This window comes from Polaromonas sp. P1_F8, from assembly GCF_056405635.1.
This window is the reverse complement of sequence record NZ_JBFUBS010000003.1, coordinates 150230-164425: the sequence shown is the minus strand read 5'-3', so window position 1 is coordinate 164425 and position 14196 is coordinate 150230. Positions and strand designations below refer to the sequence as shown.

Sequence of the window (14196 nt, the reverse complement as noted above, 5' to 3'; positions counted from 1 at the left end):
GATGTCACAGCCGTTGATCGAAGGCGACAAGGTCGTGCTACGGCCGTTCAGCGCGCACGACATCGCCGACGACTACCTTGGCTGGCTCAACGATCCGCTGCTGATGCGCTACAGCAACCAGCGCTTCGTGCGACACGACCGGGATAGCAGCCTGCGCTACCTCGCTTCATTTGAGGACTCGCCGAACTTTTTTTTCGGCGTGTGCGATCGGGTCGACGAGCGCCTGCTGGGCACCATGACGGCTTATGTCGCGTCCCAGCACGGCACCGCCGACATGGGCATCATGATCGGGGCGCCCGCCGCGCGCGGCCGCGGTTTCGGCTTTGACGCCTGGTCGACCCTGATGACCTGGCTGCTCGAGGCACGCGGCCTGCGCAAGGTCACGGCCGGCACGCTGGGCTGCAACACGCCGATGCTGCGCCTAATGCACGGCTCCGGCATGCAGCCCGACGGCGTACGTCGCGGCCAGGAGATCGTGGACGGCGCAGCCCAGGACATCCTTTATTTCGCGCGTTTCGGCGATGCTTGAGCTGCCCGCTCCGGTCGCCGTGGTGTGTCACGACGCGGGCGCCGCCAACATCATCGTCGCGGCGCTGCGAGTCGAAACCCAAAAGGTCTGGTTGCCTGTGATGCAAGGGCCGGCCGCCGCGATCTGGCGCGCCAGCGGCTTGGCGCCGCTGCAGCCGCTCGAGCTCGACAGCGCGCTCGCCAGTGCCGGCTCGCTGCTCAGTGGCACAGGCTGGGCCAGCGATCTCGAACATGAGGCACGGCGACGTGCGCGCTCCTTAGGCCTGCAGAGCGTCGCGCTGATCGACCACTGGGTAAACTACGCGGCGCGTTTCGAACGTGCCGGCGAGCGGGTGCTGCCCGACGAGATCTGGGTCGCCGACGCCGACGCGCTGGCGATCGCCGCCAGCACATTCCCCGGCATGCCCCTGCGGCAGGTCGAGAACCTTTATCTGCGTGATCAGGTCGCGGCGATCGCTGCGCCGGCACCGACGCAGGCCGGTCGCATCCTCTATGTGCTCGAGCCTCTGCGTTATAGCTGGCCTGGCCTGGCTCAGCCCGGTGAATTCGAGGCGCTCGATTATTTCGTCACAAATCTGGCGCGGCTCGGCGCGCGGCGTGACTGGTCGATTCGGCTGCGTCCGCACCCGTCCGACGAAGCCGGTAAATACGACGCCTGGCTGACACGCCAGAATGGCCTGGACGTCGCACTCGACGATGCGCCCAACCTCGCAGAGGCCATCAGCCGCGCTGAATGGGTGGTTGGCTGTGAAAGCACGGCGCTGGTGATTGCGCTGGCCGCCGGGCGCAGGACTCTGTCGACTCTGCCGCCGGAAGCGCCACCCTGTAGGCTACCGCAGGCCGGCCTGTGCCACATGCGCGAGCTCGTCGCGCTCTAGATTAGACCGGCGCGGTCGGCGTCAGCAGCCCATGCGTACCGGCTTCAGCGATAAAGCGGAACAGCAGGGGGTCGTTGTACCGGCGCGCCACCAGTTGCAACCCGAATGGCAGACCCTCGGGCGACGAAAACACCGGCGCGCTGACGGCCGCAAGCTGCGTCAGGGTCCACATGAGCGCCGAATCGGGCGCCTCTTCCTGATCGCGCGGCGGCGCCACGCCGGCCGTGCTGAGCGTGACGATCACGTCGGCATCGGCGAAGAAGGCGTCCATGTCGCGCGCCATCGCGACCTGCTCGTCGAGCGCTGCCTGGTATTCGGCCGGCGTCACGAGCTGGCCGGCCGTGATGAGGCGGTTCATCACAGGCGAAATCAGCTCGGCGCGCTTGAACTCTTCCTGGAAATAGTAGGCCAGCGCCTTGTTGTAGATCGTCTCGTGCACGATATGCGAACGCAGCATCGACGGCGGCAGCGCCGCCTCGCACAGCTCGAAGCGCGGGTTGCGGGCCAGGCGCGAGCACCAAGCGTCAAACGCCTTCGTCGCGTAGGCTGGCGCGTGACGCCAGACATGCGGGCGCACCACAGCGATCCGCCAGGGCCGGCCGACGGGCGCCGCCTGACGCGCCACGTCGCTGAGCGCCGCATCGCTGATTGGAAAGTTGCGACCATGCACGCGCAGCGCCTCGAATACCGGTTCGAGGTCGGCTGCGTGGTTGACGAAGAAACCGATGCTGTCTAGGCTATCGGTGGTTTTGAGGGTACCTGTGCGCGGTACCAGCCCGAACGAGGGCTTGCAGCCCCAGATACCGCAGAAGCTCGCGGGTCGGATGATCGAGCCGGCAGTCTGCGTGCCGAGAGCGACCGGTGCCATGCCAGTGGCGACCGCGACTGCCGAGCCGCTCGAGGAGGTGCCCGGCGTGCGGTCAGCCGCGTGCGGGTTGATGGTCTTGCCGAGCGAATGCACGGCGAACTCGGCCGTCACGGTCTTGCCGGGCACGATCGCGCCGAGGCGCTTGATGTCGTAAAGCACGCGCGCATCATTGCCAGGGGTGAACCCGCGCCAAAGTTCGCTACCCATCTGGGTCGGGAAGTCGGCCGTGTTGAAGATGTCCTTGACCGCGAACGGGATGCCTTCGAGCGCGCGCGGCGCCTCGCCCGCGTGCAGGCGCTCGGTCGCGGCACGGGCGGCCGTCAGGAACAACTCAGGGTCGAAGCATTCCCAGGCGTGGTAGCGCGGCTCCTGCGCGGTGTAGACCTCGATGTAATGGCGCGCGACGTCGAGCGGTGTCAGGCTGCCGTCGCGGTAACCCTGCAGGATCGCGGCGATGCTGGGCAAGCGGCCGCTCATGCGGCGGCCTCGTCGTCAGCCGCTGGCGCACCGGTATCGGCCTGCACGCGCGCTATCAGCTGCTGCGGATGCGGCACGAGTTTTTCTTCGTTCGGCGCCGGCTTCGGGTAAATAGGGATCACCACATTTTTCATTTCGGGCCGACGGTGGCCTTCCATCGTGGCATGGAACTCCCCTTCGGTCATACCGGTGATCTTCAGGTAATAGTCGAGGCCCTCGGGGCGCACGCCGTCGTTGTCCCGAATCAGCTGCCAGGCCTCGTCGCGGCTCAGCAGGCCGGCGCGCACGTCGACGCTCGAATGGAAGGTCGCCCGGCCGTAACCGCGCTTGAGGTAGTTCGTGTAGTCGTGCACGCCCGGCATGATGCATTCGGCGCTCTTGTAGCGCTTATAGGATCCCTCTATCTGGGTTTCACGCCAGCCATAAACGTCGCGCACGAATTCGGTCTGGCGCTCGTCGTCCCAGAAGATGTAGTCGCCGAGGTGGATGCCGTAGACGCCGACGCGCTCGCACTCCTCAGCCGATGGCACGTTGAACGGGTAGAGATCGCGTTCGCTGAGGTCGTCGCGCACCATCTGGTCGGGCCGCAGCTTGGCCGAGACCTTGGTGAAGTACTCCCTGTCGAACTTGCGCACCGGATTCTTGTAGGAGGCACGGCCCGAGCTCTCGGCGATCGACTCGCCCCAGACCAGCAGCGGAATGTTGAAGCGAACCGCCGCCTGGAGCGGGAATGCGCCGACGCCGGCATGGCAGTGCCAGCAGGAATCACCGATGCCGGCCAGCGAATGTTTCGCGATGCGGTTCACGACGCTTCGGTTCGGCGTGAACATGATGTGGTCAACGTTGAACTGCTCGAGCGAGTTTTGCAGGTTGTACCAGCCAGTCTCGCTGTACCAGTTGTGGCTGAAGGTCACGGCCAGCGGTTTCATGCCGTAGATCTTGGTCAGCACATGCAGCTGAAAGGTGCTGTCTTTTCCACCGCTGATCGGGATGATGCAGTCGTAATTATTGCCGGCCGAGGCCTTCGCGGCCTCCAGGGTCGCGCGCAGGTCGCGCTCACGCGCGGCCCAGTCGATGTGGATCTTCTGCTCCGCCGACTGGCAGGCCTGGCAGACGCCAAGCTCGTCGAACACTACGCCCTCCTGCGTCTGCGGCACGCAGCAGCGTACGCAGTACTGGAGATGAGGGAAAGGTTTATCGGCAAACGGTGGGGTCATGGAGCGCTCGCTGAAAATAGGGATATCAAGTCGGAAGCGGAAACTGCCGGTCACGCGCACTGGCCAGTGCCAGGATCTCCGCCGCTACGCGCGGCGTCGCAAGCCCCGGCGGCGGAAACACAGAACGGTCGATCGGACGAAACGGCTCGCGTTCGAGAGTCGGCAGCAGATCCGCGGCGCATGCCACGGATTCTCCCAAACCGAGCCGACCATAGTCAAAATCAAGGTTAATGACCATCGGCGACCAGGACAGGCTCAGCACGCGCCGGCCGATCAGTGCTGCCTCGAAACCGACCGTGCTGGTCTGCACCACCAGCGTGTCGGCCAGGTGCAACTGCGGCGCCAGTGCGTCCTCTGTCGGCACGCTCCGGTAGATCCGGGGATGCGCGCCCAGGTCCGGAAACAGATGGTATTGGCTCGGATGATAGCGGATCAACAACGCGACGTCGGGACGCGCCTCGACCCATGTGCGCAGCCGGCGTTCGACGTCGAGCGCCAAGCCTGTACCGAGGTTCTCCGCGCTCACACCGGGGCCGGGTTCCTCGAAATTGCCGGCCCACATGACCGCCTTGAGGCCCTGCCAGCCAAGAGTGCGGCGAAGCACCTCGCCGGCCAGCGCATGCGCCGGATCGAACAGGCCTTCGTAGGCGGGACAGCCAGTCACCGCAATGCGCGAATCGGCGATCCCCGCGGCCAGCAAGTTGCGCCGCACAAAATCCGACAACACCGTGATGCGGTCCGCGAACACCTCGTTGCGCAAGTAGGCGTCGTGCGGCAGGCCGAACAAGTCGACCATCGTCAGGCTGGGCACGCCGCGCTGAACGGCGGCCTCGATCGCGGCCTGTTCGGAGCGCGGCGACCCGGTGCTCACGACCACCGCAGGGCGCAGTTCGTCAATCACGCTGCCGATGAAGCGCACCGGCAGAAAACCGCGGCGGCCCGTGCTGGCGTATCGGCGTGCGGCCTCGGCCTCACCATGGGTCTGCACCCACTCCTCGTAGTTGATCCCCAGATAACACTGACTTTCGAACGGGTCGACGTCGGGGTGGCTGTTGCCATCGAGCAATTGGCGGCCGCGCGCGAGCACCGCTTCGCGGTCGACCAGGTGCAGGAAATCCGCGTAGCCGCGCGGCTCAACACCAAGCCGCCGAGCTTGCTGGTAGCCCAAGGTCAGCGCCAGTAATTCGCAACGGGCGCCCAGTGACTGCAGGTGCTTCATGACTGGAGCCACCTTGCCGATATGGCCGCTGCCGTAGACCACGAAAAGCACGTCGCAGCCGGTGGCGGAAACAGCGACATCGCTCATGAGATCGGCCGGTCGGGCATCTTCAGAAAAAATCGACGTAACGCCGGAACTCGGCCGGCGATACATTGAGCAGCAGTTCGTCGCATTCGAGGCGCTTGAGCCTCGCGAATTCGTCGACGAACCGCTGGCCGAGAGCGGCGCACAGGGCGGTGTCGGCTTCGAGAGCATCAAGCGCGTCGGGTAGCGAGGCCGGCAGCCGCGCGATGCCGCGCGCGGAGAGTTCGTCAAGGTTCAACGCGTAGAGGTTTTCGTTGCAGGCTTGGCCCGGGTCGAGCTTGCGGCGGATGCCATCGAGGCCGGCGTGCACGATCGCCGCCGTCAGCAGGTAGGGATTGGCCGAAGCGTCCGGTACGCGCAGTTCGAGCCGGCCGCCCGGCACCCGTACGAAAGCGGTGCGGTTGTTGTCGCCCCAGGCGATGTTGACCGGCGCCCAAGTCGCGCCGGAACGCGACCCGCGTGAGACCAGCCGCTTGTACGAGTTGACACAGGGCGCGGCGATCGCGGTCAGGCCGCGCGCGTGCGCCATCAGACCGCCAAGGAAATGGCGAGCGAGCGCGCTGAGCCGCATGCCGCTGGGGTCAGCTGGATCCTCGAACGCGTTATCGCCGAAAGCCTTGCCGGCCGACATGTGCATGTGCAGACCACTGCCGGAGCGTTCGGCGAATGGCTTCGGCATGAAGCTGCAGAGCATGTCGTGCTTCTTCGCGATCGCCTGTGCAGCCATCTTGAAATAGGTCAGGTTGTCTGCCGTGCGCAGCCCGTCGGCGTAAGTGAAGTTCATCTCGAACTGGCCGTTCGCGTCCTCATGGTCAATCTGGTAGACATCAATGCCTGCGCCCTCGAGCGCAGCACGAAGTTCCATGAGGAACGGCGTAACCGAGGAAAGGTGGCGGAAGTCGTAGCAGGGTTTGTCGAGCGACTCAGACTCGGTGGCAACGGCATAGGAGCCGCTATCGTCCTTGCGCAATAGGAAGAACTCGGGCTCAAGGCCGGAGAAGAAGGTTAGCCCGGTCTCCTCACGGAATTCGGCCAGCGCTTTCTTCGCAATCACGCGCGAATCGAGCGCGTGCGGCTTGCCCTGGACATGACCATCGCAGGCGACGACCGCAGTACCCGGCAACCAGGGTACCGGCCGCACATCGCCGCGATCGCCGATCGCCATGAACTCCTGGCCGTGAGGCCCCATGCCCATGCCGGCAATGGCAAAGCCGGCAAAGCCGGCGCCGGCGCCAAAGATCATGTCCTTGTGCTTGCCGGGTACCAGTTTGGCCTTGGGCCGCCCATGAATGTCGACAAACTGCGCCAGGTAGTAATCAAAATCCGCCATGTCCAGCCTATGTTTTTGTTTATGCGTTTTCGGGAAAAAACTCCTGCAGCCAGAGTTTGGTCATCAACAGAGTACGCAGCTGTTTCGTGTGGTTGTGTAGACCACTACGGTGCTCCTCCAGCATTACCAGCAGCTCATTACGGTCGAAACGGCCACCATCAGGCAGATTCAGTACATCGCGTGCCCAGGTATAAAGTGGTCCTTTGATCCATTCGCCAATCGGCAGGGTCGGCATGGTCTTGGGGCGGAAGACGAAATCGTGGTCGAAATAGCTCGCTGCGGCCTGCTTCAGAAAATGCTTGCCGATGCCATCACGGAATTTTGAAGTCACCGGAAGGCGTGCAAACATTTCGCTAACGCGGTGGTCGAGAAAAGGCGCGCGACCCTCAATTGACCAGCAGGCCCCCATACGGTCACCCTTGACCGAATTGTTGCCCGGCATCAGCGAGTTGAGTTCATAGGCTGCAACCTGCTCTGCCGGCTCAAGGTCGCCGAACGGTTCGATGATTTCCATGAATCTGTCGAGGGCGCCCTGAGTGTGCGGGAAAAAAGTCGGGCTCATCATCCGATGACGGTCTTTTTCGGTGCTGTAGCTGATCAGGTCGAAGTAGCTGCGCATCGGAAAATTGGTGCGTGTCATTTCCGAGAAAAACTGTTCGTTGTGACGGAAGCCGAGCATGACCTCGTCAGGCCCGTCACCCGTGAACATCACGATCTTCCCCTGCTTGTGAGCCTCGCGTGAGAGAAGGAAGAATAAAAAGAATGAAAAATCACCGTGTGGCTGTTCCGCGTGCCGCACCACAGTTTGTGCAATCTCAGGAATGTCGGCTGGCTTGATATCAAGCGGCTTCAGATTGATATCGAGCTCCGACGCCACGCGCTCAGCATAGGAGTACTCCGAAAATCCTTTGTCCTCGATGCGCAAGCCGATTGCATCGAGCTGCGGCCGGTTCCATTGCGGCACCAGCCGATTGGCGATCACCGACGAGTCGACACCGCCAGAAAGAAACAGGCCACCGTCGACGTCAAACCTCATCTGCAGCTTGATTGCCTCGTTGAGTGCCTGCTCAAGCTGTTCCTGAGACGCATCAACACGAGGGCCATCGAGAGGCCAGTTCCAGTAGCGCACCGGCTCGGAGAGCTTGCCCGCACCGTAACGCATAAAAGTGCCGGGCGGCAGATGGCGAATGCCCTCAAAGCAAGTCTCCGGCGGAGGGCAATAGTTGAAGGTAAAGACATTGCCAAGCGCGGATTCATTGACTTTGCGTTTAAATTTCGGCAACGCAAGGATGGCCTTTATTTCACTGGCGAAAGCCAGGCCCCCTTGATAAGAGGCATAAAAGCACGGCTTGATACCTTGACGATCTCGCGCAAGCATGCCGGTTTCCGTTCGCTGATCCCAGATAAAAAAAGCGAACATGCCGACCAGGTCGTCGAGCATTTTTTCGCCCTTTTCGCACCACAGATGCACCAGCACCTCGGTGTCGCAGCGCGACTTGAACTTGTAGCCCTTGGCCTTGAGCTGTTCGCGCAACTCAATGAAATTGAAGATTTCGCCGTTGAAAACAACCCAGACCTTGCCGTCGGTACTCGACATGGGCTGCATGCCGTTTTCGGGATCCACCACCGCAAGTCGTGCGTGACCCAGCACCGCCTGCCCAAGGTCCTCCACACCCTGCTCATCGACCCCACGATACTTGATGCAGTCGATCATCTTCCAGACATCATCTTTGGTCGTACCCGCAGCGTTGACCACGCCAGCTATTCCACACATGGCAAATCCTTAAGTCTTCAAATCAATTCGTGCAATTTTTCGGCTCAGCGGTGCACTTTCGACAAGCGCTTCGTCGGTAGCATCCTCATCAAAGACCCGCTGGAAAATTTCCACCTGGTAGTCCAGGCTGGCCTTGGTCTCTGTTTCGGTCGGCTCGATCAACATCGCAGACTTGAGGTCACCCGGGAAATAAACGCAGCCCGCACCTACCAGCGTTGGCGGATGGATGCCGTAATCGATGAGCCGCTTGGCGAACTGGCGTGCCGATGTATTGAGCTTCTCGCCCGACAACAGGGTTTCATGCTTGCAGAACTGGTCGTAAACCGGCGGCAACATTGGCGCCAGCCGGTGCTGCAGGTAATTGGCATTCAGCACCGCGTTTTCGGACGCCTGTCGCAAGCCGGCCCCACCCATAGTGCGCAAGTAGCCGTAAGCACGCAGCAACACACCAACATGGCCGTGGAAGTTTTTCATGCGACCGATGGAAAGCGGCCTGTCATCGTCTCGTTGAGCCACGCCGTTCTTTCGAACTGCGACCGGGCTCGGCAGATAGGCAGCCAGCGCGCCCTTGACCGCGACCGGACCGGCGCCCGGTCCACCGCCGCCATGCGGCGTTGAAAAAGTCTTGTGCACATTGACATGAACCACATCAAAACCCATGTCGCCGGGACGCACGATACCCATCAACGCGTTGAGGTTGGCACCATCGTAATAGAGCAACGAGCCATTGGCATGAACCGCGTCAGCAATCTCGACGATCTGGTCCTCAAACAGGCCCAGGGTTGAAGGATTGGTCAGCATGAAAGCCGCGACATCGGGAGTCAGCATTCCGCGCAGCACTGCAAGATCGACCCGGCCCTTGACGTCGGATGGCACGATACGGCAGTCAAAACCCGCCATGGCAGCCGACGCCGGATTAGTGCCATGCGCCGAGTCGGGTACCAGCACCACTGGACGACGGTTATTCAGCTGTGCAAAATGTGCGCGGATCACCAGCAGGCCTGCGAGTTCGCCATGGGCACCGGCAGCGGGCGCCAGGCAGCAGGCGTCCATACCCGTAATCTCGCAAATCATGGCCTGCAACCGCTCGTACATCTCCCATACGCCGCCCAGCGTGTCGGTGTCCTGCATCGGGTGGGCATTGGCAAAGCCCGAGAGGCGTGCAAGCTCGTCATTGCGCTTCGGGTTGTATTTCATCGTGCAGGAGCCAAGCGGATACGGTCCGTTGTCAACGCCGTGCGACTCCTGGCTCAGGCGGGTGAAATGCCTGACGACGTCGACCTCGCTGACTTCGGGAAGTCCAATGGCGGTACGGGCTCGTGCAAAAGCCGGCGGCGCAGGGGTCTTCCCGGACAGGCGTCCGGCAAAAACATCGCTGGCCGCGCCAGAGCGGTGCAATTCAGTGATGGTCTGGGAAGCGGACGTAGCGGCCATCTCAGCACTCCTGCAGGCAAGCCCGCGCATGCGCGGCATAAGCCTCGATATCGGCGCGTGATTTGGTTTCAGTGACCGCAACCAGCAGGCCACGCTCGTGGCCCGCCAACTCAGCCGCGACTGGCACACCCGCAAAAAGTCCGAGCTTGCGCATGCGCGCACAAAAGACCGTGGCGGCAACAGGCAACTCGATCGAAAATTCGTTGAAAAAAGCGCCACTGCGCAGCGGCTTGACGCCGTGAAGCGCAACCAGCAGTTCATGCAGCAGGGCCGCATTGGCCGCATTGGTCTCGGCGATTCGCATGAAATTTGCATCACCCAGACAAACTAGGTAGATCGCAACGCGAATCGCATTGAGTGCCTGGTTGGAGCAGATGTGGCTGGTAGCCTTGTCGCGTGCCACGTGCTGCTCGCGGTCTTCCTTGACCAGCGCATAACCAAGTTTGCCGTTGAGGTCGTGCACCCGGCCGACAAGCCGACCCGGCAGATACCGTTCAAGCGGCTTGCTGCAAGCAATGATGCCGACATAAGGCCCGCCTGCACTGAGCGGCAAGCCAAGAGGTTGGCCTTCGCAGACGACGATGTCGGCTCCGAGTCTGCCAGGCGCTTCGATCCACCCGCAAAGCAGCGGGTTGACACATACGCCAAGCAGTGCCCGCCCCTGTTTGCAAATCGGGGAAAGTGCTGCAACGTCCTCGATAACGCCAAGGGCATTGGGGCTTTGCAACACGACGCCGGCAGTATCGCCGGACGCCAACAATGCGGCCACGGCCGCCGCGTCGATCCGGCCAGTGCCAGCGTCATTCCCTACGCTGTCGAGCCGCACACCACGCGGCTCCAGATAGGTTGTCAGCACTTCGCGGTATTCGGTCCAGAGGGCTTGCGCGACCACGATGCGGCGCTTGCCGCTGGCTGAACACATCATCCAGCACGATTCGGCAAGCGCCGTCGCGCCGTCATAAACCGAGCAATTGACGGATTCCTGGCCCAGCAACCTGCCCACGAGCACCTGAAACTCGAACAGGGCTTGCAACAGGCCCTGGCTCATTTCGGGTTGATAAGGCGTATAGGCCGTTAGGAACTCGCCGCGGGAGACGATGGCGTCGACAACGGCTGGGATGTAATGTTCGTAGGCACCGCTACCGAGAAAATTCGAATGCGTGAGCACTGTCTGGTTCAGCCCGGCCATCGCCATGACATCACGCATCAGCTCCCATTCACTGAGCGCGGGAGGGATGTCAAGCTCGCGCCGAAGGCGAACCTGCTTCGGCACGTCCGCAAATAACTGCTCCACCGAAAAAAGCCCTATGGCCTCAAGCATCGCCCGCCGGTCGGAGCCCGTGTGAACGTTGTAGCCGATCGGCTTTTGCTCCATGACGGATTCAGCTTGTCTTTGGTTCACGTAATTGCAGCGGTCGAGGCGCTGTTGGGAATCGCGATAGCCGGATTATAGGGTTTGGCACCTGAGTATGCGCCGTGCACGCAACGATGGACCGTTCAGTTGGACTGCTTCCCACCGAGCTGGCGCGCGGTCATCCACATAATCTGCAAGTCGCGCCACCAGGTTGCCTGGCCGACGTATTCAAGATCAAAGTGTAGACGCAACTCGAACGTACTGTCCGAACGGCCATTCACCTGCGCCAATCCAGTGATTCCTGGCCGCACACTACAGCGCCGCGCCCAGTCATCAGCGGTATAGAGGCCACGCTGGGCCGGCACATCGGGCCTCGGGCCTACCAGGCTCATATCGCCGCGCAGGACATTGATTATTTGAGGCAGTTCGTCAATGCTTGTACGGCGGATTAGGCGACCGACCCGGGTTATCCGGACATCATTTGTCTCGGTGAAATAGGGGCCGGTGGCCGCGGCATTCTTCCTCATGCTTCGAAATTTGAACATCTCGAACTCGCGTCCGCCCAGACCAATACGAGTCTGCCGGAAAATCACCGGGAAACCCCCTTCCATTGCGATAGCCATGGCCGTCAGAATCAATATCGGGCTTAAGGCAAGCAACGCGGCCAGCGAAAAGACAATATCCATCAGCCGCTTCATGCGCCTTGTCCAACAGGTTTAGCCAGCAAGCGGATCAAGTCCGCAATTCTGGCGCGATCAGCCTCGACCTGAGCAACGGTCCGGTCTGCAAGCGCCTGCTCGGCTTTGCGAAGTTCCTCAACCCCCTGGCGGAAAGAACGCTCCCCGCCGCCGCCGCTGAAGGTGCGAGACAAGATAACCGCCCGCGATCCCAGCCGCAGGTGTTCGGCCAGCACGTCCTGCCCCGGCAACTGTCCCTCCCCGACACGCGCAATGCCGCCAAAGCCAAAACGGAGATTTTGTTTGTGCGCGGCAACCGCAACCCGCTCCACGTGCCCTCGCAACAGCGGTTCGAACATAAAGTGGTGTCCCAATGAAAGGTGCAGGTCGTTAAGGCCCACGAAGACCTCATGGAGCCCTGGCGTGGCTATCCATTCATCCAGCGACGCCAGCGCTCCTGCGGTTTCCAGCAATGCCACAACAGGCACACGCCCAGCCACCAGACCAATAAACGCCTGAAGTTCACTTGCATTGGTAAACATCGGCAGCATCACCAGGTCAGCACCTGCAGCAAGCACTTCATCCACCTCGGTTTTACTGGCGTTCGGGTCCGATGGTTGGTAGGGATTGACGCGAACCATCAGCGGCGACCGCTGCAGTACATCCCGGATGACCGACACATCATCCATCCGGTGCGTACTGATAAAGGTGTTTCGCCCTGCCTGGCGTTCTGCCTTGCCGTTGCGTTCTAGGTCCACAAAGATGCGTATGCCCGGCATCTGGTCGCACTGTTGCGCGAAGTCGGCTTGGTTGGTAATGGCTAGAAAATCAATCATGGGACAGCTTTGGCGCAATTATTGAACACGTCCGGCCGCTTTATGCCCTACTCTGGAGAGAACCAATCCCCGCAGAATTGGGCTGGCCGCCACCGCAGCAGCCATCACGGCAGTCGCATATAAAAAGCAGGCCAGCAACATCCCTGGCTGGCTCCATATGGGTAACCAGGGTTTCAAGGCGACCAGCCCTACGCAAACCAGCAGCGGCGCCAGCATAGCACCCCATGGCAAGGCCCGAGAAAGGCTGCGGCGCTCGATCAGCATCATCATGACCGCCACACTGCCAAGCACTGTATTAAGGGTCCACATGACCCGCATCCCGCTGGCCAACCCGGCCCAGGCAGTAAGGGCCAACGCCAGAGCACCGGCAGCATATGCCCAAACCGCGATATGCATACGCCGCTCTGTAGCCATAACGGTCAGCAGCACGGCCATCAGGGCCTGCGGCAGCAATGACCATATACCAACAGCGCCCCCATCTGCAATTACCTGCAAATACGCAGCATTCATGCGGCCCCAGCCAAACAGCACCGCGGCGATCGGGAACGAAAACGTGGTAACCACAGCGATCGACATGCAGGCCAGCGTCCAGGCCAGCAAAAAGGCCGTCTGCAGTGCCCTCTCGCGCGCGCCCGTGCCTGACTTGGTACGTGCAATGGCGGGAAAGGCCAGAGCGGCTACCAGCTGTATCGCCAGCACCAGCGGCAACTCCACCAGCTTCCACGCATAGTTAAAGCTTGCCAGTACGCCCTCCCCGGCCTGGGAAGCCATACTGCGGCCCATCAGTGGAAGCAATAGCAGCAACCCTGAAGACAGCGCGGCCCAAAGCCAGATGCTAGCGCCGGGCAAGGAAGCGGCAGGCTGATCGGCATCTACGGTATCGCGGGCCGCTTTCGGCAGCCGCCAGGCAAGCCAGCCGAGGCGGCCCGCCATGGCCAGCCACAGCACGCAGCCTAGTCCCATCACAATCTGCCCGCCCGGCACTGCAGACGGAACAAGAAACAATGCGCCCACCAGCATCAGGTTGATGATCAGGTTACCCGCATACATACCGGCAAAATCGCGCTCGTGTTGCAGGCGTGTGGCCCACAGAGCCCCAAGAAGGGCCAGCGGCAAGGCGGCTGCGCTCCATCCCAGGGAACTGGCACCAAGTGCCGCCATCTCGCCGCGAAGGCCCGGCGCCAATGCACAAACCACAGCATCCCGGAGCAACCAGATCAGCAAAGCCAGAACAAGACCGGTTCCGAGCAGCACCCGCGCAACCTTTTTCTGGCTGGCATCCTGTTGCGCAGGCGTTTGGCGCGCCCATTCCGGCAACAACACATAACCCAGGGCGCCGCTGAACAATATGCCGACCAGCAAGTCCGGCAGGGTGAACATCACAATCACCGCGTCGCCAAGTCCGGTGGCGCCAAAAGCAGCGGCCTGGGCCGATTCCCGCAGGAGGCCGAGCAGGCGGCTGGCCATGAGCAAACCCAGGGAAAAAACGCCGGCGCGCAGGTACATAGGCGGGATTATCA

The 14196-nt window shown here is 61.9% G+C and carries 12 protein-coding genes; 2 read left to right on the top strand and 10 right to left on the bottom strand.

What is annotated here, in order from left to right:
- The first annotated feature begins 1 nt into the window (after position 1).
- Both AC1D1J_RS12550 and AC1D1J_RS12545 read left to right on the top strand, forming a co-directional pair.
- A complete protein-coding gene (locus tag AC1D1J_RS12550; RefSeq protein ID WP_477688078.1) occupies positions 2-529 on the top strand; it encodes a GNAT family N-acetyltransferase in 528 nt (175 codons plus the stop codon).
- Entirely contained in the window at positions 522-1406 is an 885-nt protein-coding gene (locus AC1D1J_RS12545; protein WP_477342318.1) for a hypothetical protein, read from the top strand. The genes AC1D1J_RS12550 and AC1D1J_RS12545 overlap by 8 nt, the downstream gene beginning before the upstream one ends.
- Before the next feature lies 1 nt (position 1407).
- Here the strand turns inward: AC1D1J_RS12545 and AC1D1J_RS12540 are convergent, their stop codons facing one another.
- The 10 genes from AC1D1J_RS12540 to AC1D1J_RS12495 all read right to left on the bottom strand — a co-directional run bounded on the left by AC1D1J_RS12540 (position 1408) and on the right by AC1D1J_RS12495 (position 14182).
- Positions 1408-2751 (bottom strand): amidase, encoded by a 1344-nt coding sequence (locus AC1D1J_RS12540; protein ID WP_477688077.1) that lies wholly within the window; start codon positions 2749-2751, stop codon positions 1408-1410.
- The gene (locus AC1D1J_RS12535; protein WP_477688076.1) at positions 2748-3968 is read right to left on the bottom strand and encodes an N-acetyl sugar amidotransferase; all 1221 of its coding nucleotides are present in this window, start codon (positions 3966-3968) and stop codon (positions 2748-2750) included. The genes AC1D1J_RS12540 and AC1D1J_RS12535 overlap by 4 nt, the downstream gene beginning before the upstream one ends.
- A gap of 25 nt (positions 3969-3993) precedes the next feature.
- On the bottom strand, positions 3994-5274 hold the full coding sequence (locus AC1D1J_RS12530) for a UDP-glycosyltransferase (protein ID WP_477688075.1): 1281 nt from the start codon (positions 5272-5274) through the stop codon (positions 3994-3996).
- A 22-nt stretch (positions 5275-5296) separates the two neighbouring features.
- Positions 5297-6601 (bottom strand): type III glutamate--ammonia ligase, encoded by a 1305-nt coding sequence (glnT, locus tag AC1D1J_RS12525; protein WP_477694857.1) that lies wholly within the window; start codon positions 6599-6601, stop codon positions 5297-5299.
- A 19-nt stretch (positions 6602-6620) separates the two neighbouring features.
- Positions 6621-8375: an asparagine synthase (glutamine-hydrolyzing) gene (asnB, locus tag AC1D1J_RS12520; protein ID WP_477688073.1), complete on the bottom strand. Its 1755-nt coding sequence runs from the start codon at positions 8373-8375 to the stop codon at positions 6621-6623.
- A gap of 9 nt (positions 8376-8384) precedes the next feature.
- Complete coding sequence (gene gcvPB / locus AC1D1J_RS12515; protein ID WP_477694856.1) at positions 8385-9809, bottom strand: aminomethyl-transferring glycine dehydrogenase subunit GcvPB; 1425 nt, start codon at positions 9807-9809, stop codon at positions 8385-8387.
- Position 9810: 1 nt separating this feature from the next.
- Positions 9811-11211, bottom strand: a complete 1401-nt coding sequence (gene gcvPA / locus AC1D1J_RS12510; RefSeq protein WP_477688071.1) for an aminomethyl-transferring glycine dehydrogenase subunit GcvPA — start codon at positions 11209-11211, stop codon at positions 9811-9813.
- A 95-nt stretch (positions 11212-11306) separates the two neighbouring features.
- On the bottom strand, positions 11307-11861 hold the full coding sequence (locus AC1D1J_RS12505; protein WP_477688070.1) for a sugar transferase: 555 nt from the start codon (positions 11859-11861) through the stop codon (positions 11307-11309).
- Positions 11858-12676 carry an aldolase/citrate lyase family protein gene (locus AC1D1J_RS12500; protein ID WP_477694855.1) on the bottom strand — a complete coding sequence of 273 codons (819 nt, stop codon included), beginning with the start codon at positions 12674-12676 and terminating at the stop codon, positions 11858-11860. The genes AC1D1J_RS12505 and AC1D1J_RS12500 overlap by 4 nt, the downstream gene beginning before the upstream one ends.
- 18 nt (positions 12677-12694) lie before the next feature.
- Positions 12695-14182, bottom strand: coding sequence for a lipid II flippase MurJ (locus tag AC1D1J_RS12495; protein WP_477694854.1), 1488 nt, complete (start codon positions 14180-14182; stop codon positions 12695-12697).
- Positions 14183-14196 lie beyond the last annotated feature (14 nt).

Excerpts from the sequence above, each read along its gene's own strand:
- AC1D1J_RS12550 (WP_477688078.1), top strand. The coding sequence starts at position 2 with ATGTCACAGCCGTTGATCGAAGGCGACAAGGTCGTGCTACGGCCGTTC.
- AC1D1J_RS12545 (WP_477342318.1), top strand. The coding sequence starts at position 522 with ATGCTTGAGCTGCCCGCTCCGGTCGCCGTGGTGTGTCACGACGCGGGC.
- AC1D1J_RS12540 (WP_477688077.1), bottom strand. The coding sequence starts at position 2,751 with ATGAGCGGCCGCTTGCCCAGCATCGCCGCGATCCTGCAGGGTTACCGC.
- AC1D1J_RS12535 (WP_477688076.1), bottom strand. The coding sequence starts at position 3,968 with ATGACCCCACCGTTTGCCGATAAACCTTTCCCTCATCTCCAGTACTGC.
- AC1D1J_RS12530 (WP_477688075.1), bottom strand. The coding sequence starts at position 5,274 with ATGAGCGATGTCGCTGTTTCCGCCACCGGCTGCGACGTGCTTTTCGTG.
- glnT (WP_477694857.1), bottom strand. The coding sequence starts at position 6,601 with ATGGCGGATTTTGATTACTACCTGGCGCAGTTTGTCGACATTCATGGG.
- asnB (WP_477688073.1), bottom strand. The coding sequence starts at position 8,375 with ATGTGTGGAATAGCTGGCGTGGTCAACGCTGCGGGTACGACCAAAGAT.
- gcvPB (WP_477694856.1), bottom strand. The coding sequence starts at position 9,809 with ATGGCCGCTACGTCCGCTTCCCAGACCATCACTGAATTGCACCGCTCT.
- AC1D1J_RS12505 (WP_477688070.1), bottom strand. The coding sequence starts at position 11,861 with ATGAAGCGGCTGATGGATATTGTCTTTTCGCTGGCCGCGTTGCTTGCC.
- AC1D1J_RS12500 (WP_477694855.1), bottom strand. The coding sequence starts at position 12,676 with ATGATTGATTTTCTAGCCATTACCAACCAAGCCGACTTCGCGCAACAG.
- AC1D1J_RS12495 (WP_477694854.1), bottom strand. The coding sequence starts at position 14,182 with ATGTACCTGCGCGCCGGCGTTTTTTCCCTGGGTTTGCTCATGGCCAGC.